This window comes from Methylorubrum suomiense, assembly GCF_022179765.1.
Lineage (GTDB): Bacteria > Pseudomonadota > Alphaproteobacteria > Rhizobiales > Beijerinckiaceae > Methylobacterium > Methylobacterium suomiense.
The window spans coordinates 193,986-220,799 of record NZ_BPRE01000003.1 but is presented as its reverse complement, the minus strand read 5'-3'; the positions used below and the strand labels follow the sequence as shown (position 1 = coordinate 220,799).

The 26,814-nt window shown below is 69.1% G+C and carries 25 protein-coding genes; 18 read left to right on the top strand and 7 right to left on the bottom strand.

Going from position 1 to position 26,814, the window contains the following annotated elements:
- Positions 1–117: 117 nt before the first annotated feature.
- Positions 118–1,509, top strand: a complete 1,392-nt coding sequence (locus MFF26_RS06435; RefSeq protein WP_238307765.1) for a M23 family metallopeptidase — start codon at positions 118–120, stop codon at positions 1,507–1,509.
- Positions 1,510–1,579: 70 nt separating this feature from the next.
- Here MFF26_RS06435 and MFF26_RS06430 read toward each other — a convergent pair whose 3' ends face one another.
- Positions 1,580–1,939 (bottom strand): hypothetical protein, encoded by a 360-nt coding sequence (locus tag MFF26_RS06430; protein ID WP_137831035.1) that lies wholly within the window; start codon positions 1,937–1,939, stop codon positions 1,580–1,582.
- A gap of 381 nt (positions 1,940–2,320) precedes the next feature.
- Here MFF26_RS06430 and MFF26_RS06425 point away from each other — a divergent pair, with 381 nt between their 5' ends.
- Both MFF26_RS06425 and MFF26_RS06420 read left to right on the top strand, forming a co-directional pair.
- Positions 2,321–2,482 carry a hypothetical protein gene (locus tag MFF26_RS06425; protein ID WP_238307764.1) on the top strand — a complete coding sequence of 54 codons (162 nt, stop codon included), beginning with the start codon at positions 2,321–2,323 and terminating at the stop codon, positions 2,480–2,482.
- A gap of 37 nt (positions 2,483–2,519) precedes the next feature.
- Positions 2,520–2,951, top strand: a complete 432-nt coding sequence (locus MFF26_RS06420; RefSeq protein WP_137831034.1) for a thiol-disulfide oxidoreductase DCC family protein — start codon at positions 2,520–2,522, stop codon at positions 2,949–2,951.
- A 13-nt stretch (positions 2,952–2,964) separates the two neighbouring features.
- Here the strand turns inward: MFF26_RS06420 and MFF26_RS06415 are convergent, their stop codons facing one another.
- Complete coding sequence (locus MFF26_RS06415; RefSeq protein ID WP_137831033.1) at positions 2,965–3,843, bottom strand: ATP-binding protein; 879 nt, start codon at positions 3,841–3,843, stop codon at positions 2,965–2,967.
- 337 nt (positions 3,844–4,180) lie between these two features.
- Here MFF26_RS06415 and yajC point away from each other — a divergent pair, with 337 nt between their 5' ends.
- The 5 genes from yajC to MFF26_RS06390 all read left to right on the top strand — a co-directional run bounded on the left by yajC (position 4,181) and on the right by MFF26_RS06390 (position 8,629).
- On the top strand, positions 4,181–4,513 hold the full coding sequence (gene yajC, locus MFF26_RS06410; protein ID WP_137831032.1) for a preprotein translocase subunit YajC: 333 nt from the start codon (positions 4,181–4,183) through the stop codon (positions 4,511–4,513).
- 64 nt (positions 4,514–4,577) lie between these two features.
- Positions 4,578–6,185, top strand: a complete 1,608-nt coding sequence (gene secD, locus MFF26_RS06405) for a protein translocase subunit SecD (RefSeq protein ID WP_137831031.1) — start codon at positions 4,578–4,580, stop codon at positions 6,183–6,185.
- A gap of 83 nt (positions 6,186–6,268) precedes the next feature.
- On the top strand, positions 6,269–7,216 hold the full coding sequence (gene secF, locus MFF26_RS06400; protein ID WP_137831030.1) for a protein translocase subunit SecF: 948 nt from the start codon (positions 6,269–6,271) through the stop codon (positions 7,214–7,216).
- A gap of 16 nt (positions 7,217–7,232) precedes the next feature.
- Complete coding sequence (locus tag MFF26_RS06395; protein WP_137831029.1) at positions 7,233–7,619, top strand: Mth938-like domain-containing protein; 387 nt, start codon at positions 7,233–7,235, stop codon at positions 7,617–7,619.
- A gap of 116 nt (positions 7,620–7,735) precedes the next feature.
- A complete protein-coding gene (locus MFF26_RS06390; RefSeq protein ID WP_238307763.1) occupies positions 7,736–8,629 on the top strand; it encodes a phytoene/squalene synthase family protein in 894 nt (297 codons plus the stop codon).
- A 65-nt stretch (positions 8,630–8,694) separates the two neighbouring features.
- Here the strand turns inward: MFF26_RS06390 and MFF26_RS06385 are convergent, their stop codons facing one another.
- Both MFF26_RS06385 and MFF26_RS06380 read right to left on the bottom strand, forming a co-directional pair.
- Complete coding sequence (locus MFF26_RS06385) at positions 8,695–9,132, bottom strand: hypothetical protein (protein ID WP_137831027.1); 438 nt, start codon at positions 9,130–9,132, stop codon at positions 8,695–8,697.
- Between the two features lie 158 nt (positions 9,133–9,290).
- Positions 9,291–11,450: a TonB-dependent receptor gene (locus MFF26_RS06380; protein WP_137831026.1), complete on the bottom strand. Its 2,160-nt coding sequence runs from the start codon at positions 11,448–11,450 to the stop codon at positions 9,291–9,293.
- A 235-nt stretch (positions 11,451–11,685) separates the two neighbouring features.
- On the opposite strand from MFF26_RS06380, the gene MFF26_RS06375 reads away from it, so the two are divergent.
- The 4 genes from MFF26_RS06375 to dctA all read left to right on the top strand — a co-directional run bounded on the left by MFF26_RS06375 (position 11,686) and on the right by dctA (position 16,025).
- On the top strand, positions 11,686–12,513 hold the full coding sequence (locus MFF26_RS06375; RefSeq protein ID WP_137831025.1) for a DUF3750 domain-containing protein: 828 nt from the start codon (positions 11,686–11,688) through the stop codon (positions 12,511–12,513).
- Between the two features lie 112 nt (positions 12,514–12,625).
- The gene (locus MFF26_RS06370; protein WP_137831024.1) at positions 12,626–13,117 is read left to right on the top strand and encodes a GNAT family N-acetyltransferase; all 492 of its coding nucleotides are present in this window, start codon (positions 12,626–12,628) and stop codon (positions 13,115–13,117) included.
- A gap of 138 nt (positions 13,118–13,255) precedes the next feature.
- Positions 13,256–14,647, top strand: coding sequence for a GntP family permease (locus MFF26_RS06365; RefSeq protein WP_137831040.1), 1,392 nt, complete (start codon positions 13,256–13,258; stop codon positions 14,645–14,647).
- 55 nt (positions 14,648–14,702) lie between these two features.
- Positions 14,703–16,025, top strand: a complete 1,323-nt coding sequence (gene dctA / locus MFF26_RS06360) for a C4-dicarboxylate transporter DctA (protein ID WP_137831023.1) — start codon at positions 14,703–14,705, stop codon at positions 16,023–16,025.
- Positions 16,026–16,070: 45 nt separating this feature from the next.
- On the opposite strand, the gene MFF26_RS06355 is transcribed toward dctA, so the two are convergent.
- Positions 16,071–17,756, bottom strand: coding sequence for a methyl-accepting chemotaxis protein (locus MFF26_RS06355; protein ID WP_137831022.1), 1,686 nt, complete (start codon positions 17,754–17,756; stop codon positions 16,071–16,073).
- Between the two features lie 309 nt (positions 17,757–18,065).
- Here MFF26_RS06355 and MFF26_RS06350 point away from each other — a divergent pair, with 309 nt between their 5' ends.
- From MFF26_RS06350 to MFF26_RS06325, 6 genes are all read left to right on the top strand, one after another.
- The gene (locus MFF26_RS06350) at positions 18,066–18,980 is read left to right on the top strand and encodes an ABC transporter permease subunit (protein ID WP_137831021.1); all 915 of its coding nucleotides are present in this window, start codon (positions 18,066–18,068) and stop codon (positions 18,978–18,980) included.
- A complete protein-coding gene (gene livM, locus MFF26_RS06345) occupies positions 18,980–20,368 on the top strand; it encodes a high-affinity branched-chain amino acid ABC transporter permease LivM (RefSeq protein WP_137831020.1) in 1,389 nt (462 codons plus the stop codon). Before MFF26_RS06350 ends, livM begins: the two co-directional genes overlap by 1 nt.
- Positions 20,368–21,252 (top strand): ABC transporter ATP-binding protein, encoded by an 885-nt coding sequence (locus MFF26_RS06340; protein ID WP_137831019.1) that lies wholly within the window; start codon positions 20,368–20,370, stop codon positions 21,250–21,252. The genes livM and MFF26_RS06340 overlap by 1 nt, the downstream gene beginning before the upstream one ends.
- Entirely contained in the window at positions 21,249–22,001 is a 753-nt protein-coding gene (locus tag MFF26_RS06335) for an ABC transporter ATP-binding protein (protein ID WP_137831018.1), read from the top strand. The genes MFF26_RS06340 and MFF26_RS06335 overlap by 4 nt, the downstream gene beginning before the upstream one ends.
- Before the next feature lie 3 nt (positions 22,002–22,004).
- On the top strand, positions 22,005–22,382 hold the full coding sequence (locus MFF26_RS06330; protein ID WP_373324372.1) for a DUF6867 family protein: 378 nt from the start codon (positions 22,005–22,007) through the stop codon (positions 22,380–22,382).
- Between the two features lie 124 nt (positions 22,383–22,506).
- Complete coding sequence (locus MFF26_RS06325; protein ID WP_137831017.1) at positions 22,507–23,631, top strand: branched-chain amino acid ABC transporter substrate-binding protein; 1,125 nt, start codon at positions 22,507–22,509, stop codon at positions 23,629–23,631.
- A 219-nt stretch (positions 23,632–23,850) separates the two neighbouring features.
- On the opposite strand, the gene MFF26_RS06320 is transcribed toward MFF26_RS06325, so the two are convergent.
- Complete coding sequence (locus MFF26_RS06320; protein ID WP_137831016.1) at positions 23,851–24,786, bottom strand: hypothetical protein; 936 nt, start codon at positions 24,784–24,786, stop codon at positions 23,851–23,853.
- A 57-nt stretch (positions 24,787–24,843) separates the two neighbouring features.
- Positions 24,844–26,571 carry a hypothetical protein gene (locus MFF26_RS06315; RefSeq protein WP_137831015.1) on the bottom strand — a complete coding sequence of 576 codons (1,728 nt, stop codon included), beginning with the start codon at positions 26,569–26,571 and terminating at the stop codon, positions 24,844–24,846.
- Between the last annotated feature and the right edge of the window lie 243 nt (positions 26,572–26,814).

Below are 26,814 nucleotides of genomic sequence, written 5' to 3'. Positions count from 1 at the left end.
CAAACGGCGGCGCACCCGCACGAAACTGACTCGCATCGGGGCCACGGGAACGGATGCTTAACCTGAATCCCGTTTGAATGGCTCCATCAGGTTGCGTCAGGTGGAACGGGTGCGTCGATGCGGGTTCGGGGTTCGGTTCTGGGCTTGAGGACGGTGTCGCGCTTCGCCCTCATCGCCGTCATCGGTGGCAGTCTTGCCGCCTGTTCGTCGGATGCCTCGCGATTGGGCGATCCCTTCACCAATCCCTTCGCCGGGATGATGGGCAGCGAGCCTGCCTCCACCGGCAGCCTCGGCGGGGAGGGGGCGGAGGCCGACATGGCGCCCGCGCCGGCGATTCGCACGCCCCGCGTCCAGGCGCAGGATCTGCCCGCCCCGAATCTCTCGCCCCGCCCCATGGCGATCAGCCCGAGCCCGACCGCCGCCGCCACCCGCGTGGCGACGACCGAGGCCACGGGCGCCGTTTCGGGCATGAACCCGTCGGTGGCCGGCATGAATCCGGATGCGGGCCGCGCCATGACCCCGCGGGCTGCCGCCCCGGCGCCCGCGCCCAAGCTGCAATTCGGCAAGCCGGCGGACAAGCTCGCCGAGAAGAAGGCCGCCGAGGCCGCCCGCGCGGCGGAGGCGAAGGCGGCGGAAGCGCGCCGCGAGGCCGAGCGGCAGGCCGCCGCCGCCAAGATCGCCGAGGCCAAGGCCGCCGAGAAGGCCGCCGCCGCCAAGGCTGCGGAATCGAAGAAGCTCGCCGACGTGAAGAAGGCGGTCGAGGCCAAGAAGCTGGCCGAGACGGAAGCCAAGAAGGCCGAGGGCAAGCTCGCCGAGGCCAAGAAGCGCGTTCGCCCGGGCCAAACCGACAAGGTCGAGGCCAAGGCGGAAGCGAAGGTGGATCCGAAGGCGGAGGCCAAGCGCGCCGCCGAGGCCGAGGCCACCCGCAAGGCGGATGCGGAGGCCAAGCAGGCCAAGGCGGACGCCGCCAAGAAGATCGCCGAGGCCAAGGCTGCCGAAACCGCCGCGAAGGCTGCCGCCAAGGAGGCCAAAGAGGCCAAGGAGGCGAAGGAGACCAAGCAGGCCGCCGCCCCGGCGCCCGCCCCGGTGAAGGTGGCGAGCGCGGAGCCGACCGCGCCGATCGCCGCCCCGGCGGCGACCGCCGAGTCGTTCCGCTGGCCGGCCAAGGGCCGCGTCATCAACGGTTACGGCTCGGGCGGCAACGAGGGCATCAACATCGCCGTGCCCGAGGGCACCCCGGTCAAGGCCGCCGAGGACGGTACGGTGGCTTACGCGGGCTCCGACGTGAAGGGCTACGGTAAGCTGGTGCTGGTGCGGCACAACAACGGCTACGTCTCCGCTTACGCCCATAACGGCGAGCTCGACGTGCGGCCGGGTGAGAAGGTGAAGCGCGGCCAGACCATCGCCAAGTCGGGTGCGACCGGCAACGTCACCTCGCCGCAGCTGCATTTCGAGATCCGGAAAGGCGCGACCCCGGTCGATCCGATGCCGCACCTCGCCAGCAACTGATCGACTTGGAATGACGGAAACGGCGGCTCCGGTGGGGGCCGCCGTTTCCGTTCGTGCCGATCAGAGCCGATCAGCCCGGGAACAGGATCAGGCCGAGGGCGATAAGGCCGCCGATGCTTCCTGCCGTGGCCCAGAACAGGGGCATGACGAAGGAGCGCTCGCCGTGCGGATCGGCCGCCGCCCGTACCGCGGGCGAGGCCCGGTAGCGACGCGCCATCCGGACTTCCTGCGGGGTCGGTGGCGTGCCGCCGGCTTCCTCGCAGGTGCCGAGCGGGGCCGCGCCCACATCGCCGTGCGGAACCTTGTCGCCGGTCCGACCGGAATCGATGTCGGCCTTCAACTGCGCCGTGTTCGGCGCGGCGCTCTCCGGCGCGACGCCGAAATCGAGGCTGGCCGGCGGCGGAGGCGTCTCGGAGCGAAACAGGGTCATCGCGCGTTCGCCCATCCTCATCGCGGCTTCGGTGCCGCGGCGGGCGGTGTGATGGCGGAGTGCCGCACGGCCGGCAGACGTTCGGACATCTCGCGGAAACCTCTCCAATTTCTGGAACTCGGCACCCAACGCCTGCTTCTTCGCAGCGTTCTATGCTGCGACAATTCGCCAATACAGAAAATCAGCGCAGATACCCCGTTGTCCGCACTCGCAATATTGCCAGGAAACCTTGGCAAGATTTCACATGTTTGAGAGGAACGGGATCTGCCGACTGGACGCCGGCCCGCGGCGCCCGATCTCGGATCTGCCAATGCTCCATGCTCGCGACCGCACGGTCATCACTGTGGCGCGGGCGACCGGCGAAGGGGGGACGGGACCGCGATGAAGACGGCCGACAAGTTTTTCATGGCCTTCGTGATCGGCGTGATGGTCATCGGGCTCGGCATCGTCGCGCTGTTCCTCAGCACCGGACCGACCGCCAACCAAGTCCGCGCCATTGACGGTCCCGCCGAGCCGGTCACCCCGCCCGGTCGCAAGCCGTAGACCTTCGCCATTCGCTCGACGCCGCAGGAGCGCCCCGATGACCACGCCCACCGGCCCGTCCCCTTCCGCGCCGCCGGCGGATGCGACCGAGCTGACGGTCTATTATGACGGCCGTTGCCCGCTCTGCCGCGCCGAGATCGACCATTACCGGAACAGCCGCGGCGCCGAGCGGCTCGCTTTCGTGGACGTTGCGGGGGAGGGCGCGGCGCGACTGGGTCCGGACCTCGACCGGGCCACGGCCCTGCGCCGGTTCCACGTGCGGGCGCGCGACGGACGCCTCAGCGACGGGGCCGCGGCCTTCGCGCGGATCTGGCTGACCCTGCCGGGCTGGCGCTGGCTCGGGCGGATCCTCGACGCCCGCCTGTTCGGAACGCGCCCCTTCCTCATCCCGGCCGAGGCGGCCTATCGCCTCTCCCTGCCCCTGCGCCCCTACCTCGCCCGGCTGCTGACCCGCCTGCGGCTGATTTGAGGCCCTTCTCGCCTCACCCGTCGAGCCGCTGCCCCAGCCGCCCCGCCAGATCCTGAATGAACTGGAACGCCGTGCGCCCCGAGCGCGAGCCGCGGGTGGTGGCCCATTCGAGCGCCTCGGCGCGCAGCCTGTCAGGCTCCACCGCAAGGCGATGGCGCTCCACATAGGCGCGGATCATCGCGAGATACTCGTCCTGACTGCATTTGTGGAAGCCGAGCCAGAGACCGAAGCGGTCCGAGAGCGACACCTTCTCCTCCACCGCCTCGCCCGGATTGATCGCGGTGGAGCGCTCGTTCTCGACCATCTCACGGGCCAGGAGATGGCGGCGGTTGGAGGTCGCGTAGAACAGCACGTTCCCCGGCCGCCCCTCGATGCCGCCGTCGAGCGCCGTCTTGAGCGATTTGTAGGAGGTGTCGTCGGCGTCGAACGAGAGGTCGTCGCAGAACACCAGCCAGGGATGGGGGTCCTCGCGGAGCAGGCTCATCAGTTCGGGCAATGCCTCGATGTCCTCGCGGTGGATCTCCACGAGCTTCATCGGCAGCGCCCCCTCGGGGCGGCGGGCATTGATCTCGGCATGGGCCGCCTTGACGAGGGACGACTTGCCCATGCCGCGAGCGCCCCACAGCAGGGCGTTGTTGGCCGGCAGCCCCCGTGCGAAGCGCTCGGTGTTCTCCACCAGCATGTCGCGGGCACGGTCGATGCCGGTCAGAAGGCCGATCTCGACGCGGTTGACCTTGGGCACCGGGATGAGCCGACGCTCCGGCCCCCACAGGAAGGCGTCGGCGGCGCCCGTGTCCACCTTTGGCACCGCAGGAGGCGCCGCGCGCTCAAGGGCCGCAGCAATCCGCTCCAGAAGCGGCAGAAGGTCGGCGGGCGTCGGCTCAGCGGCCATGGCGATGTCCGGTTCGGGTTCTCAGGGGAGGGCCCATGCCCTCGGGTCGCGCGGCTGTGTAGGCGCTTCCCGCAGAAATAGGGAGCCGCGGCAGCACCGTATGCTCCGGCGCGAAGAGCGCCGCGCGCAGCGGCCTCGGCTTTTGCCGAGGCGTCGAGCGGAGCGAGAAGCCGAAGGCCGCGGACGCGGACGCCGGCGCTCGAGGCCGGCAGAACCAACCACGTTGCTTTCGAATCGCCCGTGGCTATAGTCCGCGCGCTTTTCGACAGGCCCGTCGTCTCGCAAGGCCCGCCCTCTTCCATGCGCGGGCTCGTCCCCGTTTCAGGAGTTTGACCGCGTGATCACCCCCGCCTTCGCGCAAGGAGCCGGTGCTGCGAGCGGCGCGGAAGTCGCGTTGCAGTTCGTCCCCTTCGTCCTGATCTTCGTGATCATGTACTTCCTGATCCTGCGTCCGCAGCAGCGCCGGCTCAAGGATCACCAGGGCATGGTGAAGAACCTGCGCCGCGAGGACACGATCGTGACGACCGGCGGCCTCGTCGGCCGCGTCACCAAGGTGACGGACGACGCCCCCGAGATCGAGGTCGAGATCGCCCCGAACGTTCGCGTGAAGGTGGTGCGCACGATGGTCTCCGAGGTTCGCGTCAAGGGCGCGCCCGTCAAGGCGTCCTGAGACGCAGCCTCAACGTGCCGGGCCAACTCCCGGCACCAACGACAAAAAGTTCGGAACCGGGCGGATGTTGCGCTTCTCGAGAACCAAGATCATCGCGACGCTCGCCGTCATCCTGATCGGCCTGAGCCTCGCGGTGCCGAGCTTCATCCCGGCCGACAGCCGCAAGGCGTTCCTGCAATCGCTGCCGTCGTGGTTCCCGAGCTGGATCATCCCGCAGCGGGCGATCGTGCTCGGCCTCGACCTTCAGGGCGGCTCGCAGATCCTGCTCGAGATCGACCAGCCCGACCTGATCCGCTCCATGACCACGGGCCTGCGCGACGACGTGCGCCGGGTTCTGCGCGAGGCCTCGGTCTCGCCCGATGGCGGCATCCGGGTCATCAACCGCGGCGTCGAGATCCGCATCCCCGACGCGGGCAACCGCGCCAAGGTGATGCCGAAGCTGCGCGAGCTGGCGCAGCCGATCAACAACCCCCTCGCCGGCCCCGGCGGCGGCCAGACGCTCGCGGTGAACGAGAACGAGAACGGCACGATCCAGCTCGTTCTGACCGATGCCGGGATCACCGAGCGGACGCGGCGGGCGGTGACCCAGGCGATCGAGGTGGTGCGACGCCGCATCGATATCGGCGGCACCCGGGAGCCGTCGATCCAGCAACAGGGCGCGGACCGCATCCTGATCCAGGTGCCGGGCCTTCAGGACCCGCAGGAGCTGGAGAACCAGCTCGGCAAGACCGCCAAGCTGGAATTCCGCATGCTCGCCGATTCACCGTCGGGCGATGTCGACCTGCTGCCGAACAAGGACGAGGGTGGCGCCAAGGTCCCGGTCGAGCGGCGCGTGATGGCCGACGGCAGCGATCTCACCGACGCCCAGCCGGCCTTCGACCCGCAGACCCACGAGCCGATGGTGAGCTTCAAGTTCAACCTGCGCGGCGCCCAGAAATTCGGCCAAGCCACCTCCGAGAATGTCGGCCGGCGCATGGCGATCATCCTCGACGGCGTGATCCAGTCCGCCCCGGTGATCCGCTCGGCCATCACCGGCGGCTCGGGCCAGATCACCGGCAACTTCACGGTGAAGGACGCCAACGACCTCTCGGTGCTGCTGCGGGCGGGCGCGCTGCCGGCCAAGCTCACCGTGGTCGAGCGCCGCGTGGTCGGTCCCGGCCTCGGCCGCGATTCGATCGATGCCGGCACCAAGGCCACGCTCGTGGCCGCGGCTTTGGTCGTGATCTTCATGTTCGCGACCTACGGCGTGTTCGGCTTCATCGCCAACATCGCGCTCTTCGTGCATGTCGGCCTGATCCTCGGCCTGATGTCGGTGCTGGAGGCGACGATGACGCTGCCCGGCATTGCCGGCATCGTGCTGACCATCGGCACCGCGGTCGATTCCAACGTGCTGATCTACGAGCGCATGCGCGAGGAGGCTCGCTCCGGCCGCTCCCTGGTCTCGGCGCTGCAGGCCGGCTTCGACCGGGCCTTCGCGACCATCATCGACTCGAACTCGACCATGGCGATCGCCGCCATCATCCTGTTCTTCATGGGCTCGGGCCCGGTGAAGGGATTCGCCGTGGTGTTCATCCTCGGCATCCTCACCACGGTCATCACGGCGGTGACGCTGACCCGCATGATGATCGCGGTGTGGTACACCACCTTCCGGCCCAAGGCCCTGCCGTTCTGAGACCGCCGGCCGGCCGCGACAGCGCAGCCGGCCGCCACGCCGTTCCGTAAGGCGCGTGCCGCCTTCAGGCTTCGAGACCGACCATGCGCCTGCTCCGCCTCTGGCCCGACGAATCGCATTTCGACTTCATGCGGTTCCGGCGCTTCACCTTCCCGCTCTCGGCGGTCGTCTCCGTCGTGACCGTGGTGCTGTTCCTCACCATGGGGCTCAATTACGGCATCGACTTCAAGGGCGGCACGCTCGTCGAGCTCCAGGCCAAGCCGGGCCAGACGGCCGACGTCGCCGCGATCCGCCACACCGCCAACGAGTTCGGCTTCGGCGAGACCGAGGTTCAGGAACTCGGCGGCGAGGGACAGGTGCTGGTGCGCTTCCCGCTCCAGGCCGGCGAGCAGGGCCAGACCACGGTGATGCAGAAGGCGCACGCCGCCTTCGACGCGCAGTACGAGTTCCGCCGCACCGAAACCGTGGGTCCCCGCGTCTCGGGCGAGCTGGTGCAGTCCGGCACCGTCGGCGTCGTGCTCTCGGTGCTCGCCGTGCTGCTCTACCTGTGGTTCCGCTTCGAGCGGGAACTGGCGCTCGGCGCCATCGTCGGCACCCTCCACGACATCGTGCTGACGGTCGGCGTCTTCATCGTCACCCGCATCGAGTTCAACATGACCTCGATCGCCGCGATCCTGACCATCGTCGGCTACTCGCTCAACGAGACCGTGGTGGTGTTCGACCGGACCCGCGAGCTGATGCGCCGCTACAAGACCATTCCCGTGGTCGAGCTGCTCAATCTCTCGATCAACTCCACCATGTCGCGCACGGTGATGACCTCGATGTCGACCATCCTGTCGCTCGTGGCGCTGGTGATGTTCGGCGGTGAGGCGATCAAGGGCTTCGCGGTGGTGATGCTCGCGGGCGTCGTGATCTGCACCTACTCGGCGATCTTCGTCTCGACGCCTTCGCTGATCTATATCGGCCTGACCCTGTCGGGCGCGAAGTCGGGCCAGCGCGAGACTGGGCTGGCGCCCCAGGCGGCGGAGTGAGGGGGCGATTGCGGGGATGAGCGGAGCGGATCGCCCCGGCGGCTTCCTGCCCGGCCGGCACGGGATCGACGCCTACGGCAATGGCGGCTTCCGCTTCGGCGACATGTCGCATCGGGGCTCGATCCTGCTCCTGCCCTCCGGCGTCCATGCTTGGGGCGTGGAGCGGGCGGACGCCATCGACGCGGCGAGCCTCGCACCGGTCCTGGCCGAGCGGGAGGGCATCGAACTGCTCCTCGTCGGCACCGGCGCCGACATCGTCTTCCTGCCGGACGCCCTGCGGCAGCGCCTGAAAGCCGCGGGCATCGGCCTCGACGCGATGCAGACGGGGGCGGCGGCGCGCACGTACAACATCCTGGCCGCGGAGAACCGCAAGGTCGCGGCCGCCCTGATCGCCGTGTCGTAGGTGTCTCTCACGGGAAACCCGGCCCGCGAGAGAACCGGCCGAGCCGGGGCGTTTCGTGAGGTCCGCCGGTCACGGCGGCCCCGCTTCGCAGAGATCCGCCGCGCGAGCCCCGCTGCATGACGCGACCCGAGACCCGCACCGCGCCAAGCCCCACCCCCGAGAACGGGGGTCTCGCCTTCGCCTTCCGCCATTGCGAGGAGTTGGTGCGCGAGGGCGATCCCGATCGCTACTTCGCCACGCTGTTCGCCCCGCCCGCCTTCCGGCCGCACCTGTTCGCGCTCTCGGCCTTCAGCCTCACCGTCGCCCGGGTGCGCGAGGCCGCGGGCAATCCGATGGCCGGCGAGATCCGGCTGCAATGGTGGCGCGACGCACTCCAGGGCGAGGCGCGGGGCGACGTGCGGGCCAATCCCGTCGCGGCGGCCCTGGAAGACGCCATCGTCGCCCGGCGCCTCGGGCGCCAGCCCTTCGTCGATCTGATCGATGCCCGGGTGTTCGACCTCTACGACGACCCGATGCCGCGGGTGAACGATCTCGAGGGCTATTGCGGCGAGACCGCCGCCTCGCTGATCCGCCTCTCCGCTCTGGTGCTGGCCGACGGGGCCGAGCCCGGCGGCGCGGCGGCGGCCGGCCATGCCGGCGTGGCCTACGGCATCACCGGGCTGCTGCGGGCCCTGCCCTGGCATGCCCGCCAGGGGCAGCTCTACCTGCCCGGAGATCTCCTGCGGAAGAACGGCGTGACGCGCGAGGACATCGTCACGGGGCGCGGCGGCCCGGGGCTCCTGCGCAGCTGTGCCGAGTTGCGGGCGCTGGCGCGCCAGCACCTCGCATCGTACGCGGCCGCCCGCGCCACCATCATCCCCGCCGCCCGGCCTGCCTTCCTGCCCGTGGCGCTGATCGAGCCCTACCTCTCCGCCATGGAGCGGCCCGGCTACGACCCGCTCAACACGACGATCGAGATCGCCCGCTGGCGCAAGATCTGGCGGCTCTGGCGCACCGCCCGACGGGGCTGAGCGACGCGCCAGGTTATCCTGCCGCATCGGCCCGAAAGCCGGCACCCACCCTTCGGGCCGATGTCTTAGCCGCGAACCCGCGCGGGCGGCCGATCCGGGAAAAAGTCCTTGTCCGTCAAGGAAGCGGCCAGCACCGCCAGCAGCCCCGCATGCACGCCGAGCGCGGCGAGGCCCGGATGGGCCAGCGACAGCATCACGAGCGCACCACCGACGGAGAGAGGCGGGCCGACGACGTAGGCCGTCCCGCGCCAGCCCGCGGCCGGTCGGGCGAGCCGCCACCAAGAGGCGGTGAGGGCGCAGGCGGCCAGAGCGAGCTTGAGCGCGGCCATGAAGCGCAGGATGCGGGCGAGATCGGCCTCGACCGGCACCGTCGCCGCGCCGGCATCGATCGCCAGCACCCCCGCGGAGGCGAGCAACGTCGCGACGAGGAGGAGCGTGCGCGGCCCGACCCGCGGCCGGGACGCCGTCGCTGGAGCCGCGATGGCCGGAACGTGCATCGCCATGATCGCCCGCCTCCCGATTGCGGAGCGATCCTAGGCCGCGGATCGAGGCCTGTCGAACGGCGGGCGGGGACCGCCCCCCTTCCTCGATCCTGCGCCGCCATTCCAGGGCGCCGCAGGCGGACCCGGAATGGCGGCGGCGTTCTCGTCGAGAGTGATCGTCAGAACCGCGCCGTCAGGAAGAGCCGCAGGTTCCGGCCCGGCAGCAGGATCTCGTCCTTCTTGAAGGAGGCCGAGTTGCGGATGCGGTCGTCGAGGAGGTTGCGGCCCTGGAGTCCGAGGGTGATCTCGCTCGCGCCGTAGACCGCCGGATCGAGGGGCTTCGTGTAGCTGATCTCCGCCCGCAGATCGTCCCAGCCCGGCGTCGGCGTCTCGATCGGCGCGGTCTCGGTATGGGCGAAGGCGTGGAGCAGGAAGACGCGGGCGTACCATCCGTCGGCCCGCAGATAGGCGCCGCCGCCGACCCGGTGGGGCGGGATGCGCGGCACGAAGCTGCCGTTGTCGAACTGGGCACGGACGAAATCGTACTGCGCGTCGAGGCCGATGAATCCGTTGCCGACGGGAATCAGGTCGAGCTGCGCACCGATCTCGGCGCCGTAGAACTGTGCGTTGGCCTGGGTGTAGACGATCTGGCGCAGCTCGTCCTCGGCCCCGCAGGTCGAGAATTCGTCGCCGCAGAACGTGCCGGTCTCGCGCTTGTAGATGAAGCCGGTGTAGCGGGTGATGTAGCCGGTGGCGTCGAGGCGCAGGGGGCCCACCGCCCGGCGGATGCCGAGTTCGAGGGTACGGGCGCGCTCCAGCTTCAGATTCGGGTCGCCGATCTCGAAGGTCTCGGTCGCCTCGTGCGGCCCGCGGGAATAGAGCTCGAGCACGGAGGGCGCGCGCTCGACGTAAGATGCCGTCAGGCTCCCGACGAAGTCGTAGGGCAGATCCTGCAGCACGCCGAAGCTCGCGCTCTTCGGTGCGAAGCGGCGGCGGCGGTCGTATTCCAGCGGATCGACCGGCCCGGGCAGGTAGTCGCCGGGGAAGTTCGTCGCCGTGCCGGCAGCCCGCGTCCCCTCGATGCGGCCCGCCGCCTGGACGCGCGTGCCCGAGGGAAGCGCCAGCTCCTCGAACAGGTAGAGGGCATTGGCCCGCGCGTCGGTCGGCGCGATGAGCCCGCCCGCCTCGCCGGAGGTGCCGAGCACCCGCCGGTCCGACTGGATGCCGACGGCGCCGGTGAGCACGCCGAAGGAGAGATCGACCGGCACGTGCTGCGCCTCGACCCGCCCCTCGACCTCGCGGCTCTTGAAGGTCGAGCCGATGGTGCGCAGGCCGTCGTCTTCGAGGCCGCTCTCGTTGTGCTTGTAGACCGAGCCGCCGGCCCAGAAGCGGATCACCGCGAAGGGCCCTTCGAGCGGCCGGTACTCGCCGCGGGCGAGCAGCCGGTCCTGGACGGGATCGAGCAGCACGCGCCGTTCCGCCGAGCCGCCGCCGGGAATGCCGTAGAGCGCGTCGTAATGGCTGTAGGAGATGCCGACGAAGCCGCGATCGCCGATCACCGAGAAGCCGACCGCGCCGCCCTGCGACACGTATTGCGAGTTCGCCTGGATGCCGGCGGGCGTGTTGTAGCTGTCGCCCTGGCTGCGGAAGCCGTCGGCATGGACGGCGACGTTGCCCGCGCCCGCATCGACGCTGGCGGCCGTGTTGTAGCCGTTGTCGACGCTGGAATACCCGGTGGTGACCCGCCCGGCGATGCCGCCCACGGGGATGAAGGTCGGCACCCGGTTGTTCTCGGCGGCGACCACGCCGCCGATCGCCTGGCTGCCGTAGCGCAGGGCCGCGGGGCCGCGCACCACCTCGATCCGGTCGGCGGCGATCGGGTTGATCGGCACCGCGTGGTCCTCGGACAGCTCCGAGACGTCGCCGACGCCGACGCCGTTCTCCTGGATCCGCACCCGGGTGTTGTCGAGGCCGCGAATGATCGGGCGCGAGGCGGCCCCCGGCGCGAAGGTCGAGGCCGACAGGCCGGGCTTGTCGAACAGGGCATCGCCGAGCTGGGTCGGCTGCGAGCGCTCGATCTCGGAGCGGGTCACCACCGTCACCGACGAGAACGAATCGGTCACCACCGGCAGCACGCCGGTCGGCGTCCTCGGGAGGGGTTGGAGAACGGCCCCGGGCACGGGCTTGGCGGCGGGCTGGACCGGGCTCGCGGTGACGCTCAGCTCTTCCAGGGTCGTGGCCTGCTGGGCCAAGCCCGGCATCGTCCCGCCGGACAGGATCGTCCCGGCCGAGAGTCCGGCCAGGAACAGGCTTCGTCCGGTCCGCCTCGCCACCCGCATCACGCTTCACCCACCACGTTATAATGTTTCATTGCGTGATCGTGACACTGTTACAAGCGCGGAGTCGCCCGCCCGTCGCGAGACCGCGCGGGCGTTGCCCGGAAGCCTCACCCACTCGTTTCACGCGGCCGTGCGTGCGAGCGCGCACGGGGCGGAACACGGCAGCCCCGCCTCTCGGTCGCAGGCCGCCGCGCGCCGCTTGAACCGCCGGGACGAGCGGCAACATGCAGGGGACATGACCGCCGCCGTCCTCGCGAGCCTGCGCCTCGCCACCCTCACCCTCCTCCTCACCCTGGTCCTGGCCTTCCTGCTCCCGCTCGCGACCCACGCCCTGTGGTGGAACGCGAAGGGCGGGCGGGCCGAGAGCTGGTCGTCCGCCGATTGGTCGAGCGCCGGGATTCTGCCGCCGGCCTCCGCCGTGCCGGAGGCGATGGTGCGGGTCTACGCCGCCCGGGTCGGGCGCTGGCGGGGCATCTTCGCCCATCACAGCTGGGTGGTGGTGAAGGAGGCCGGCGCCCCCCGCTACACCCGCTACGACGTGGTCGGCTGGGGCCCGCCGGTGCGGACCGACGCCTATGCCCCGGACGGGCGCTGGTTCGGCAACGATCCGGAGCCGGTGCTGGCCCTCGACGGCGCGGCGGCGGCGCGGGCGATTCACCAGATCCGCGCAGCGGTGGCCGATTATCCCCACCGCAGCCTCGGCTCGTACCGGGCGTGGCCGGGACCGAACTCGAACACCTTCGCGGCCCATATCGTCGCCCGCATTCCCGACAACGATGTCCCGCTGCCGCCGACCGCGCTCGGCAAGGACTGGACCCCGGCGGGCCACTATGCCGAGATCACCCCGAGCGGCACCGGCCTGCGCCTGTCGCTCCAGGGCTATGCCGGACTGACCGTCGGCTGGGTCGAGGGCCTCGAGATCAACCTGCTCGGCGCCGTCGCCGGTCTCGACTGGCGCCGCCCGGCGCTGAAGCTGCCGGGCTGGGGCCGAATCGCCTTGATCCCGAGCGACGACACCGCGCGCCCGGAGCCGTCGCAGAAACCCGATCCCGTCTCCGGCTGATCGGAATCAGGGTTCCCAAAGGGATCATCCCTTTGGCGGGTGTCGGGCAGAGCCCGACGATCCTGCGGCGGAGGGCTTGCCGAGATCGCCGTCATGTCGGCAAGCGTGGCCGATGACCGACCTCACCATCCGCCCCGCTGCCCCTGCCGACCACGACGCCATCTGGGCGGTCCTGGAACCGATCCTGCGGGCCGGCGAGGCCTTCGCCCTTCCACGCGACTGGGACCGAGCGCAGGCGCTCGCCTACTGGTTCACGCCGGGGCATCACGTCCACGTCGCGCAGGACGGGGCTGACATCGTCGGCGCCTATTACATCCGCGCCAATCAGCTCGGGGCGGGCGACCACGTCGCCAACGGCACCTACGCAACGGGCTCCCAGGCTCAGGGCCGCGGCGTCGCGCGGGCCATGGGTCTGCACTCGTTCGAGACGGCGCGGAGCTTGGGCTTCACGGCCATGCAGTTCAACCTCGTCGTCGCGACGAACACCCGCGCGGTGGCGCTGTGGACGAGCCTCGGCCTGCGCGAGATCGGCCGCCTGCCGGGCGTGTTCCGCCATCCCGTCCACGGGCCGGTCGATGCCTTGGTGATGCACCGGACGCTGTAAGGCTTCGTGCCGCATCGGCTTATTACCGAAAGCCGGAGGCCATCTTTTGGGCCGATGCTCTCGCTCCATTGAAGACGGTCGAGCTTCGTCCAGATTGATCCCGTGCGCGACCGCGAGTCGGCGCGGAGGACGACGGCTTTGAGCTTCCTGATCTGCCTCGCGGCGCTCTTCTTCCTGATGGGGATCGCCTATCGCGGCTTCTCGGTGATCCTGTTCGCGCCGGTGGCCGCCATGGGCGCGGTGCTGCTGACTGATCCGGCCGCCGTGCCGACATTGTTCTCCGGCCTGTTCATGGAGAAGCTCGTCGGCTTCCTGAAGCTCTACTTCCCGGTCTTCCTGCTCGGTGCCGTCTTCGGCAAGCTCGTGGAGATTTCCGGGTTCGCCCGCTCCATCGTCGGCGCCGTGACGGGGCTGCTCGGCGAGGGGAGGGCGATCGTCGCCATCGTGCTCGTCGGCGCGATCCTGACCTATGGCGGCGTCTCGCTGTTCGTGGCGGTGTTCGCGGTCTACCCCTTCGCCGCCGAGCTGTTCCGCCGCTCGAACATCCCGAAGCGCCTGATCCCGGGGACGATCGCGCTGGGCGCCTTCACCTTCACCATGGACACCCTGCCGGGCACGCCGCAGATCCAGAACATCATCCCGGCCTCCTTCTTCAAGACCGACGCCTACGCCGCGCCCGTTCTCGGGATCATCGGCGCGCTCTTCGTGTTCGGGCTCGGCGTCACCTATCTCGAATGGCGCCGCCGCAGCGCCGGCGACGAGGGCTACGGCGAGGGCCACGCCAACGAGCCGCAGGCCGCCGAGGACCGGGTGACCATCCCCCCGCTGGTGGCGATCCTGCCGCTCCTCATCGTCGGCATCGGCAACAAGCTCCTGCTCGGCTGGATCACCGCCGCCTACGGCGAGACGGCGAGCGCGGCGCTGACCCCCGAGATGGCGGCCCATCCGGTCACCGTGCCGGTCAAGGCGGTGGCGGCGATCTGGGCGGTGGAGGGGGCGCTGCTCGCCGGCATCCTGGCCACCGTGATCCTGGGCTGGCGCAACCTCGCGCCGCGCTTCGTCGAGGGCTCGAAGGCGGCGGTGGCGGGCTCCCTGCTCGCCGGCATGAACACCGCCACCGAATACGGCTTCGGCGCCGTCATCGCCGCGCTTCCCGGCTTCAAGACGATCTCGGACGCGCTCTCGGCGATCCCGAACCCGTTGATCAACGAGGCGGTGACCGTCAACGTCCTGGCCGGCGTCACCGGCTCGGCCTCGGGCGGCCTCTCGATCGCGCTCGGCGCGCTCTCGGGCCGCTTCGTCGAGGCCGCGCAATCCGCGGGCATCCCCCTGGAGGTGATGCACCGCGTCGCCTCCATGGCGAGCGGCGGCATGGACACGCTGCCTCACAACGGCGCGGTCATCACGTTGCTCGCCGTCACCGGGCTGACCCACCGCCAATCCTACGGCGACATTTTCGCGATCACCGTCATCAAGACGCTGGCGGTCTTCTTCGTGATCGGAATCTACTACCTCACCGGCCTGGTCTGACCCCTGGCACTCCCCTTGCTGCCCCGGCGGCGGGATGAAGGGGAGGGGCCACCCGATGACGACCACCACCGCCGCCGCGCTGCCAGCCGCGCGGACGCCGCTCCACAAGTCGCTGTTCGCGCAGGTGATCGCGGGGCTTCTCGTCGGCATCCTGCTCGGGCTCGCCGCGCCCGAATTCGCCCGGAGCCTGAAGGTTCTCAGCGACGCCTTCCTGAAGCTGATCTCGATGATCGTCGCGCCGATCGTGTTCTGCGTCGTCGTCCACGGCATCGCCGGGGCGGGCGACCTGAAGAAGGTCGGCCGGGTCGGGATCAAGGTGCTGATCTATTTCGAGGTCATGACCACGGTCGCCCTCGTGCTCGGCCTCGTCCTGGCCTGGGTCGTCGGGCCGGGGCACGGCATGAACATCGACGTCGCGAGCCTCGATGCCAAGGCGCTCGGGACGCATGCTGACAACGCGCAGAAGCTTCAGGGCGGGAGCATCTCGGCCTTCCTGCTCGACGTGATCCCGAAGACTGTCTTCGACGCGCTCGCCCGCAACGACGTGCTGCAGGTGCTGTTCTTCGCGGTGCTGTTCGGGGCGAGCCTGTCGCTGGTCGGCGGGGAGAAGGGCCGGGCGGTCTCGGAGATGATCGACGCGCTCTCGACCGTGCTGTTCAAGGCGATGGGCCTGATCGTGCGGGTGGCGCCCCTCGGCGTGCTCGGCGCGGTCGCCTACACGGTCGGCCGCTACGGCATCGGCTCGCTGACGCAGCTCCTGTCGCTGGTCGCCCTGTTCTACGCCGCGGTCGCGCTGTTCGTGTTCGGGGTGCTCGGAGCGGTGATGCGGCTGTCCGGGCTCAGCCTCGTCAAGTTCCTGAAATATCTGCGCGCCGAGCTCACCATCGTGCTCGGCACCGCCTCCTCGGATGCGGTGCTGCCGCAGATCATGCGCAAGCTCGTGCATCTGGGCGTCAAGGATTCCACCGTCGGCCTCGTGGTGCCGACGGGCTACTCGTTCAACCTCGACGCCTTCTCGATCTACCTGACGCTCGCCGTGGTCTTCATCGCCCAGGCGACCCACACGCCGCTCTCGCTCGGTGACCTGATGCTGGTGCTCGGCGTCTCGCTCGTCACCTCCAAGGGCGCGCACGGCGTGCCGGGCTCGGCGATCGTGATCCTGGCCGCGACCCTGAACGCCGTGCCGGCGATCCCCGCCATCGGCCTCGTGCTGGTGCTCTCGGTCGATTGGTTCATCGGCATGGCCCGGGCGCTGGGCAACCTGATCGGCAATTGCGTCGCCACAATCGTGGTCGCCGCCTGGGAGGGCGATCTCGACCGGGAGCGCGCCCGCCGGGTGCTGGACGGGGAGGCCGAAGCGGTGCCCGAGATCGCCTGAACCCGTGACGGCGCCTCCCCCGGTGCGCGCGGAACCCCGCCCGCCTCAGGCCGCCCGAACGTCCGCCAGGAACCGGTCCACCTCGCTGCCGAGGCGCTCGGATTGGCGGGACAGATCGGTCGCGAAGGCGAGCACCTGGCTCGCCGCCGCGCCGGTCTCCTTCGCCGCGCCCGCGACACCCGTGACATGGCCGGTGACCTCGCCGGTCCCGGCGGCGGCCTGGGCGACGTTGCGGACGATCTCCTGCGTCGCCGCGCCCTGCTCCTCCACCGCCGCCGCGATGCCGGTGGCGACGCCGCTGATCTCGCCGATGCGCGCGGCGATGCCGTCGATCGCCGCGACCGCCTGACCGGTCGAGGCCTGGATGCGGCCGATCTGGCCGGTGATCTCCTCGGTCGCCCGCGCGGTCTGGTTGGCGAGCTCCTTCACCTCGGCGGCGACCACCGCGAAGCCCCGGCCCGCCTCACCGGCGCGGGCCGCCTCGATGGTGGCGTTGAGGGCGAGCAGGTTGGTCTGGCCCGCGATGGTCGAGATCATGGTAACGATATCGCCGACCCGGGCGACCTCGCCGCTGAGTTCCTTCACCAGGACGGCGCTGCGGCCGGCCTCGCCGACGGCGGCCTGCGCGAGCGCCGCCGAGCCGTCGACCTGCCGGCCGATCTCGGTCACGGTGGAGCCGAGCTCCTCCGCCGCCGCCGCCACGGTGGTGACGTTGGTCTCGGCCATCTCGGCGGCGGCCGCGACCGCGAGCGAGCGGCGGGCGGTCTGGTCCGCGGTGCCGGCCATGCCCTGGGCGGTGGCCTGAAGCTGCGCCGCCGCGGAGGCGACGCCGCCGATCAGGCCGCCGACCGCCCGCTCGAAACCGTCGGCCATGGCCCGCGTCGCCGCCTTGCGCTGCCTCTCGGCATCGGCGCGGGCGAGGGCGGTCTCCTCCTCGAGCGCGCGGGTGCGGGTCAGGTTGTCCTTGAACACCTGCACGGCCGCCGCCATGGCGCCGATCTCGTCGCGGCGGCCGGAGGCGGGAATCGCGACCGTCGCGTCGCCCTCGGCGAGGCTCTTCATCGTCGCGGTCATCCGGCGCAGCGGGCGGGCGACGTGCAGGGTGAGCCCGAAAGCGGCAGCTCCGGCGAGGAGGATGCCCAGCCCGATGAAGAGCAGAGTGTAACGGTTGGCCGCATCGTAGGCGGCCTGCGCCGCGGCGCCGGCGAGGCGGGCCTCGTTCTCGTTGGCGTCGATCAGCTTCTGCAAGTCCGCCAGCGTCGCGTTGCTGCCCGCCGACATCGTGGTGTTGTAGATGCGTTGCGCCCCGACGATGTCGCCCCGCTGGGCCAGGGCGAAGGCATCGCCCTGCAGAGCGATGTAGCTCTGCCATCGGGTCTCGAAGCCGGAGAACAGGGCCGCGGCTTCCGGGCTGGGGGACAGCGCCCGGAAGTTTTGGCGCATTTCGGCGAGTTCGCGGGTGCGCGTGGCGATGGTCGCGGCAACCTCCTGGCGCAGGGCCGGCGTGTCGGCCGTGATGAGGCGCCCCCCATTCACGCGCAGACGCAGGACGGCGACCTGGATCTTGCCGAGGACCTGCGTGATCGGCAGGCGATGGTCCCGCAGCTCCCGCGCGGCTTCGTTGACCTGGCGCATCTGCCACAGCGAGAAGGCGCCGAGCCCGGCCACCAGGGCCACCATCAGCGCGAAGCAGACCCCGAGCTGACCGCCGATGGAGCGGGACACACGCATGCGTTCGAATCTTTCGTGAGCGACCACGTCCACGGGTATCGACCGTCTGTTCCCGATCCCTTAACGGGGGCACCCCACCGCCCGGCGGGCGATGCAGGGGCGGAATGCGGCGCGCGCCGATGAGCCTGCGCCGATATCCGCGGGAGACATGATCCGGGGCGGCCAACACGTTGCCGCACCACAATCTCCAAGACCCTTCCCGTCGGGTGCCGCGACCGTTACGCTTGCGCCGAACCCGTGATCGGATCGGGGACGCCAGAGGCAGCCCATCAGGGCCACCGAACGTCAGGGACGCGAGACCGCCGCCGCATGGACGTGTTCGTACAGCAGCTGATCAACGGCCTGACGTTGGGCTCGATCTACGGTCTGATCGCCATCGGCTACACGATGGTGTTCGGCATCATCGGCATGGTGAACTTCGCCCATGGCGACGTCTTCATGGTCTCGACCTTCATCGCGCTGATCAGCTTCCTCGTGCTGACGGCGCTCGGGATTTCCTCGGTCGCGCTCGCCTTCCTGCTCGTCCTCGTCGTCACCATGGCGCTGACGGCGCTCTGGGGCTTTTCCGTCGAGCGGATCGCCTATCGGCCCCTGCGCGGCTCATTCCGGCTGGCGCCGCTGATCTCGGCCATCGGCGTGTCGATCTTCCTGTCGAACTTCGTGCAGGTGGCCCAAGGCGCCCGCAACAAGTCGCTGCCCTCGCTGCTCGATGGCGGGCTGACCCTGTTCGAGCGCGACGGCTACGCCGTGACCCTCTCCTACAAGCAGATCCTGATCATGGCGGTGACCAGCGTGCTGCTCTTGGGGTTCTGGTACCTCGTCCAGAGGACGCCGTTCGGCCGGGCCCAGCGCGCCTGCGAGCAGGATCGCAAGATGGCCGCCCTGCTGGGCATCGACGTCGACCGCACCATCTCGCTCACCTTCGTGCTGGGCGCGGTGCTCGCGGCAGTCGCGGGCCTGCTCTACCTGCTCTATTACGGCGTCGTCTCGTTCTCCGACGGCTTCGTGCCCGGCGTGAAGGCGTTCACGGCGGCGGTGCTGGGCGGGATCGGCTCGCTGCCGGGCGCGGTGATCGGCGGGCTGATCATCGGCCTGATCGAGACCTTCTGGTCGGCCTACTTTTCCATCGAGTACAAGGACGTGGCCGCCTTCTCGATCCTCGCCATCGTCCTGATCTTCATGCCCTCGGGCCTGCTCGGCCGGGCCGAGGTCGAGAAGGTCTGATGGCCGCAGCCCAGACCCGCGCGTCGGCCTCGCCCGCCGCGATCCTCCGCGATGCCGGCCTGTTCGCCCTCGCGGCGTTCGGCCTGTGCGTGCCGATCGTCAGCTACCGGACCGATCTGGGAAACAACGGCCTCGAACTGACGCCCCGCTGGGGCCTCGTCGCGGGCCTCTGCGCCGCCGTCTTCGTCCTGCGGGTCGTCCAGCGCCTCGTGCTGGAGCGGCGGGCGGCGCGAGTGGCGCTCACCCCGTCGCCGCATCAGGCGAGCGAGCCCGTTGGCGCCGAGCCCAACGCCGGCCAACGCCTGCCGCGCCTCGGCCTGCCGCTCTTCGTGGGCTTCGCCCTGTTCCTGCCATTGATCGCGGCGCTCGCCAGCGGCGGCCTCTCGCCCGCCCGCTACTGGATCGATCTCGGCATCCTGATCCTGACCTACGTGATGCTGGGCTGGGGGCTCAACATCGTCGTCGGCCTCGCCGGCCTGCTCGATCTCGGCTACGTCGCCTTCTACGCCGTCGGCGCCTATTCCTACGCGCTGCTCTCGACCGTGTTCGGCCTGTCGTTCTGGGTCTGCCTGCCGCTCGCCGGTCTGTTCGCAGGCCTGTGGGGGGTGATGCTGGGCTTTCCCGTCCTGCGCCTGCGCGGTGATTACCTCGCCATCGTGACGCTCGCCTTCGGCGAGATCATCCGCCTCGTTCTCATCAACTGGACCGACGTCACCGGCGGCGCGGCGGGCATCACCTCGATCCCGCGTGCGACCTTCTTCGGCGTGCCGTTCAAGGCGGGGCCGGACGGTTTCTCCGGCCTCTTCGGCCTCGCCTTCGATCCGATGCACCGGATCGTGTTCCTCTACTACCTGATCCTGGCGCTGGCGCTGATCACCAGTCTCGTGACCTTGCGCCTGCGACGGCTCCCCCTCGGCCGCGCCTGGGAGGCCCTGCGCGAGGACGAGATCGCCTGCCGCTCGCTCGGCATCGACACCACCAAGACCAAGCTCACCGCCTTCGCGCTGGGGGCGATGTTCGGCGGCTTCGCCGGCTCGTTCTTCGCCGTGCGCCAGGGCTTCGTCAGCCCGGAGAGCTTCAACTTCCTCGAGAGCGCGATCATCCTGGCGATCGTCGTGCTCGGCGGCATGGGCAGCCAGCTCGGCGTCGCGGTGGCGGCGGTCGCCATGGTCGGCGGGCCGGAATTGCTGCGCAATCTCGGCTTCCTCAAGGCCGTGTTCGGCGAGGGCTTCGATCCGAACGAGTTCCGGCTCCTCCTGTTCGGGCTGGCCATGGTGGCGATGATGATCTGGCGCCCGCGCGGCCTGATCGCGGACCGGATGCCGACGGTGGCGCTCGGACGGCGCCGGGCCATCGGCAAGGACCTCGTGCGCGAGGGACACGGCTGATGGCCACCCGCCGTCCCGACGACCCGGACGCCGTCCTCACCGTCGATCACCTCACCATGCGCTTCGGCGGGCTCACCGCCGTGGACGATCTCTCGTTCCGGGCCCGGCGCGGCGACATCACCGCCCTGATCGGCCCCAACGGGGCGGGCAAGACCACGGTCTTCAACTGCATCACCGGTTTCTACCGGCCGAGCGAGGGCATGCTGACGCTGCGCCACGCCGACGGCGCCGCGCATCTCCTGGAGCGGTTGCCGAACCACGCGGTGAACCGCCGGGCCCGGGTCGCCCGCACCTTCCAGAACATCCGCCTGTTCTCCGGCATGACCGTGCTGGAAAACCTGATGGTGGCCCAGCACGCCCCCCTGATGCGCGCCTCGGGCTACACCCTGCTCGGCCTCCTCGGATTGCCGGGCTACCGCCGGGCGGAACGGGAGGCGGTGGCGAAGGCCAGTGCGTGGCTGGAGCGGATCGACCTCCTCCGCCGCGCCGACGATCCGGCGGGGGACCTTCCCTACGGCGACCAGCGTCGGCTGGAGATCGCGCGCGCCATGTGCACCGGGCCCGAACTGCTCTGCCTCGACGAGCCGGCGGCGGGGCTCAACCCGCGGGAATCGGCCGACCTCGCCCGGCTCCTGCGCCATATCCGGGACGAGCACGCCACCTCGGTGCTCCTGATCGAGCACGACATGGCGGTGGTGATGGAGATCTCCGACCACGTGGTCGTGCTGGATTACGGGAAGAAGATTGCGGACGGTCCGCCGCGGGAGATCCGCGAGGATCCGAAGGTCATCGCCGCCTATCTCGGCGTCGAGGACGAGGAGATCGCCGAGGTCGATGCGGAGGTCGGGCTGACGATTCCCGTGGCCGAGGAGGCGCGCCCGTGAGCGCCCCGCTCCTCAGCCTTCGCGGCGTTTCCGCCTATTACGGCAGCGTCGCGGCCCTGCGCGGCGTCGATCTCGACGTGAACGCGGGCGAGATCGTCACCCTGATCGGCGCCAACGGGGCCGGCAAATCGACCCTGATGATGACGGTGTTCGGCGCGCCCCGCGCCCGCTCCGGCACGATTTCGTTCGCGGGCGAGGACATCACCGGCCTGCCCACCCACGCCATCGCCCGGCTCGGCCTCGCCCAATCGCCCGAGGGGCGGCGGGTGTTTCCCCGCATGAGCGTGCTGGAGAACCTGCAGATGGGCGCCGCGCTCCACGGCGGCCGGTACTTCGCGCAGGATCTCGACAAGGTCTGCACCCTGTTTCCCCGCCTCAAGGAGCGCCTGTCGCAGCGCGCCGGCACCATGTCGGGCGGCGAGCAGCAGATGCTCGCCATCGGCCGCGCCCTGATGAGCCGGCCGCGCCTGCTGATGCTGGACGAGCCGTCCCTCGGCCTCGCCCCGCTGGTGGTGAAGCAGATCTTCGGCGCGATCTCGGCGCTCAACCGGGAGGAGGGGATGACGATCTTCCTCGTGGAGCAGAACGCCTACCACGCCCTCAAGCTGGCGCATCGCGGCTCCGTGCTGGTCAACGGGCGCATCACCCTGAGCGGTCCGGCCCGCGCGCTCCTCGACGATCCCTCGATCAAGGCCGCCTATCTCGAGGGCGGCCACGCCCCGGCGGCGCCGGCAGGGGCGGGAGTCTAGCCGGTGTTCCAGGGCATCTTCCAAGGCATCTTGCACGAGGCGGACTCGATCCTGCCCTTCCTCCTCGTCACCGTGGCGATGGGCGGCTGGGCCGGTTGGATGGCGGCCCGCGCCGTGGCGCTCGCCTGGCGGCCCTATCTCGCCTGCCTGCCGGCGCTGCTCGGCGTCGCGGCGGCGGTGCGCTTCATCCATTTCGCGCTGTTCTCCGGCACGCTGCTCTCGGTGCCGTACTTCGCCATCGACGCGCTCGTGGTGCTGGCCATCGGCTCGGCGGCCTTCCGGGTGACGCGGGCGCGGCAGATGACGACGCAGTACCGCTGGCTCTATGCCCGCACCGGACCGTTCACGTGGCGCGAGCGCCCGGACGCTGGGCGGCCATGATGGTGCGACGCGCTTCGTCCCACGCTCACCCTCATCCTGAGATGCCGCGACGCGGTCTCGAAGGAGGGGGAGGGATAAGGGCATGCGCCGTGCAAGACGACGCGGTGGATTTGAGGGGGACACCATGAAGCGTTTCACAGTGCTGGCCGGCCTCGCGCTCGGCCTCGGCCTGAGCGGGGCAGCGCAGGCTCAGATCAAGATCGGGGTCGGCAGCCCCGTGACCGGCAACAGCGCCGCCTTCGGGGCGCAGGTGCGCAACGGCGTCGTCCAGGCCGTAGAGGACATCAACAAGGCCGGCGGCGTGAAGGGCCAGAAGTTCGAACTCTCCACCGGCGACGACGCCTCCGACCCGAAGCAGGGAGTGTCGGTGGCCAACAAGTTCGCCTCGGAGGGCGTGAAGATGGTCGTCGGCCACTTCAATTCCGGCGTCTCGATCCCGGCCTCCGACGTCTATCTCGATGCCGGCATCATCCAGATCACCCCGGGCTCCACCAACGTGAAGTTCACCGAGCGCGGGATGTGGAGCACCTTCCGCACCTGCGGACGCGACGACCAGCAGGGCGCGATGGCGGGCGAGTATCTCGCGACCAAGCTCAAGGGGAAGAAGGTCGCCTTCATCCACGACAAGACCCCCTACGGTAAGGGCCTCGTCGACGAGACGCTCAAGGTGTTCAAGGCCAAGGGCGGCAAGGAGGCCCTGATCGAGGGCATCAATCCGGGCGAGAAGGACTATTCGGCCCTGGTGTCCAAGCTGAAGCAGAACGGCGTCGACCTGGTTTATTTCGGCGGCTACTACACCGAGGCCGGCCTGATCATCCGCCAGATGCGCGACCAGGGGCTCAAGGCGCCGCTGATGGGCGGCGACGGCATGGTCGACCGGGAGCTCGTGGCCATCGCCGGCCCGGCCGCCGAGGGGACGCTGACCACCTTCCCACCGGACGCCCGCAAGAACCCCGCCGCCAAGGACGTGGTCGCCGCCTTCAAGGCCAAGGGCATCGAGCCGGAGGGCTACACCCTCTACGCTTACGCCGCCGTGCAGATCCTGGCGAAGGCCGTCGAGGCCACCGGCTCGACCGAGGGCGAGAAGCTCGCGGCCTACCTGCACCAGGGTAAGCCGACCACGACCGCCATCGGCGACATCGCCTACGACAAGAAGGGCGACATCACCCGGCCGGATTACGTGATCTACGAGTGGAAGAAGGGACCGTCCGGCACCATCGACTACGCCGGCAACGAGATCACGCAGTAGGCTATCGGCCGGCGACGCGACGCGCGTCGCCGGTCGCCCCGGCGCGCGAGGACGCGTCTGAGGGAACTGGTGGAAATCAGAGCAGCGAGGGCACATCGGGCCGTGTGTCTCGCTGCCGCCGGAGACGCTGACTCGGGCACGTCGCGACACCCCGCCAAATCACATCATGCCGTCGCAGCAATGTCTGGCGACGGAACGAATGGCCTCGCCGGAGGCTGGCTACGAAAGCTCACGATCCACAGCAAGGGTGGTGCGATGGGCCGCTTCACCGACCGATGCGCTCCCCATCGAACGCGGTAGCATTTCCTTGACCGCAGGCGCGGCTTTGCGCCATTTCGCATAGACTTTGCCGGTATCGGATAACGGCTTCATCAAGAGACCCAGATTGATGAGCAGGGCCGCCGCGTCGGCGATCGATGTATTGCCCGGCAGCAAGGACGGGAACACTTGCACCATTAGCCCGCCGCACAGAATGACGGCGACCCAGAGGACGCCATCGAGGCCGCGTTCGGTCAGCCAGCGCAGGACAGCGATCCGGATCGTCCCTTTGAAGATGGCCTCCTGTGTAGACAGGAACTTCACCGGATCACGACGCTGCGTGAGATGGGCAATGGTTTTCTGCCAGACGAGAATCTGGCTGGCCACGTGCTCCAGTCGACGCCCGACCAGCCAGACGCTGGCCACCGCAGGGAGGGCAGCCAACAGTAACAGCGGCACCAGATCGGGGGACAGCGACAATTGCCAGATCACGACGGCGACGACTTGCGCGGGAATGCGCCAGCAATCCTTATAAACGACCTCGTAACCGCGCTTGGCCACCTCCGCCGTGTAGAGCAGATTCGAGATGTCGTCGGTCGTTCGATCCGACGGCGCGCGTGTCATGTACACGCGCTGAAGCTCTAGAAGCAGCCGGCCGTCGACTGCCTTCGACAAGATCCGTTCGCTGAATTCCGCAACGACGCGCAGCGATCCGATCAAGGCGTAACTCGGCCCGACCGCATAGGCGATCGATAGGATCGTCGCGTCGGTGGCCCGCAAGGCGCGCACGGCCTCCCCCGCGATCCAAGCGAAGGCGGGCTCCACAGATGCGCTGAACGCGAGCGCCGCCATGAGCGCCAGGATCAGCCAGCGCACCCGCATGAGCATCGAGATCATGACTGTGACCGAACGTGGAGCCGGAGGCCCGGAGACGTGCGCCTCCGGGCCAAACGGTCAGGCCGCTGCGAGAGAAACGGCCCCGATGCTGTCCCTGTCCGTGACCAAAGCCGCCGCGCCGAGCAGGGCGACGCTGCGTACGCCCTGCGGCCAAGCCCCGACCTGAACCCAGGCTTCGTCCCGCGCCTTGCTCCACGCTTCCTGGCCATTCCAGACGAGAATGCGCGTGCCGCTTGCCGTCACCCGGCACCCGTGCAGCCCACCGATGGCCGGAATGGTCGCCGCCTGGTCCGGAGTGGACACACCGCGCTCATCGACGAGGAGAAGCGATCCGCCATCATGGATCATCACGCCCTCTTTGAGGGTCACGTCGCTCCGGCGGGAGAGATCACCGCCGGCGAGCGGCCGTTCGTAGATGCCACCCTCTTCCAATGCGACGAGCAACCGGTCTCCCTCGATCGCCAAAGCATCGACCGGCTTGACGCCGAAGGCATCAACCGGAGCGAGATGCTCAGGCCGCTCGATCGAGGCAGCGAACAAGCCAGCCTTCGTGCCGAGCCAGAGGGTATTGCCGCCCACGGCCAGTGCGCGAAACTCACCGAAGTGACGGCTGCCGTGGGGAAGCTTCGGCTTCAAGTAATCGATCCGACCGCCATTGTCGCGCGTCACGAAAACCCCGCGCTGACAGAGGATGTACCACTCGCCATTCGGACCGCGCGCGGCGTGCTCGGCATCGAGCACGTCCCACTCCGCATCGGATTTCACCCAGTGCGCACCGCCGTCGCGGCTGGTGAAGGTCCCGAAGGTGCAGGCTGCCAGCACGACACCTTCGTCGAGGGCGAACAGCTTCTTGCGCTTGCCGACCGGCACCGTGGCCGTGACATCGGCCGCCAAGTCACGCAACGAGCCGGTGAGCGGATCGAGGACATAGGCGCCCTGGGCGCCGGAGACGAAGAGTCCGTCCGGCACCAGATGGACTTGCTCCGCTTCGGCGACGCGAGGGTGGAAGACCTCCATCTTGCGTCGGCCGGGTCCGGCGATCTCGATCTTGTCACCATCGACGACGAGAATCGATCCGGCATAAAATTCCGCCGCGGTGATTGGGTGCTTCTTGTATCCGCCCTTTCCGCTGCCGCGCAGGCGCGCCCCGCGCCACTTCGTGACGATGGACGTTTCGCTCACGGCGATGATCGTGTCACCGTAATCGTCCGATTCCGTCATCTGCCACGTGAGCCCGTCATCGAAGCTTTCCACCAGCGCCGGCTTACGCTCGCCCCCCTGCTTCTTCACGAACAGAGAAATACGGTCCGACAATTCGTGTACGGCCGTGACGATGCTGTCCTCACCTCCGTATAGCCGCTCCCAGCCGTCCTCCTTTTCGCGGAACAGGCCTGTCTTGGTCGCAACGAGGATGCATCCGCGGAGCGCCGACGCAGATACGAGCTTCTCCCCCTTCGGCCCGGGCAATCGGCGGCGAACGGCGCCCGCAGCATCGGCCATGACGATCTGATCGCCGGCAGAATCAGCCTCGATATAAAGAAAGCCGTCGGCGGAAGGTCCGAGTCCTCTGATCTCAACGGGGAGATGGCCGGGAATCGGCATCAAGTCGCTGCCCGGCACACGTTTGAACAAGCCAATCTTGGTACCAATCCAAAGATCGTCGCCCATGCGCCACGTCGATTTTACTTCGACGCGCGCGAAACGCTCTAACGATGTCATGGAATGTCTCGAAAAACGGACGCGCCAAATTTCAATGCGTCCGGGCCCAGGGTTGCGAGTCTGCATCCCCACGCCGACTATTTCGGGCCGCCACGCCTATGTCAACTGATATTCGGACTCATCACACGAACATCAACAAATTGATCTCAGAAAGATATTATCGCGACATGGTTCCAGTTTATAAAAGACGGATAGATTAATAATCGCTATACGTGAACCGCGCTCGACGTCAAATGAAATACACAAAAATATCCAGACTATATTTGGTTTTTAGGTTGCGCAATTCACCGCATATTGCCTTATTATTTT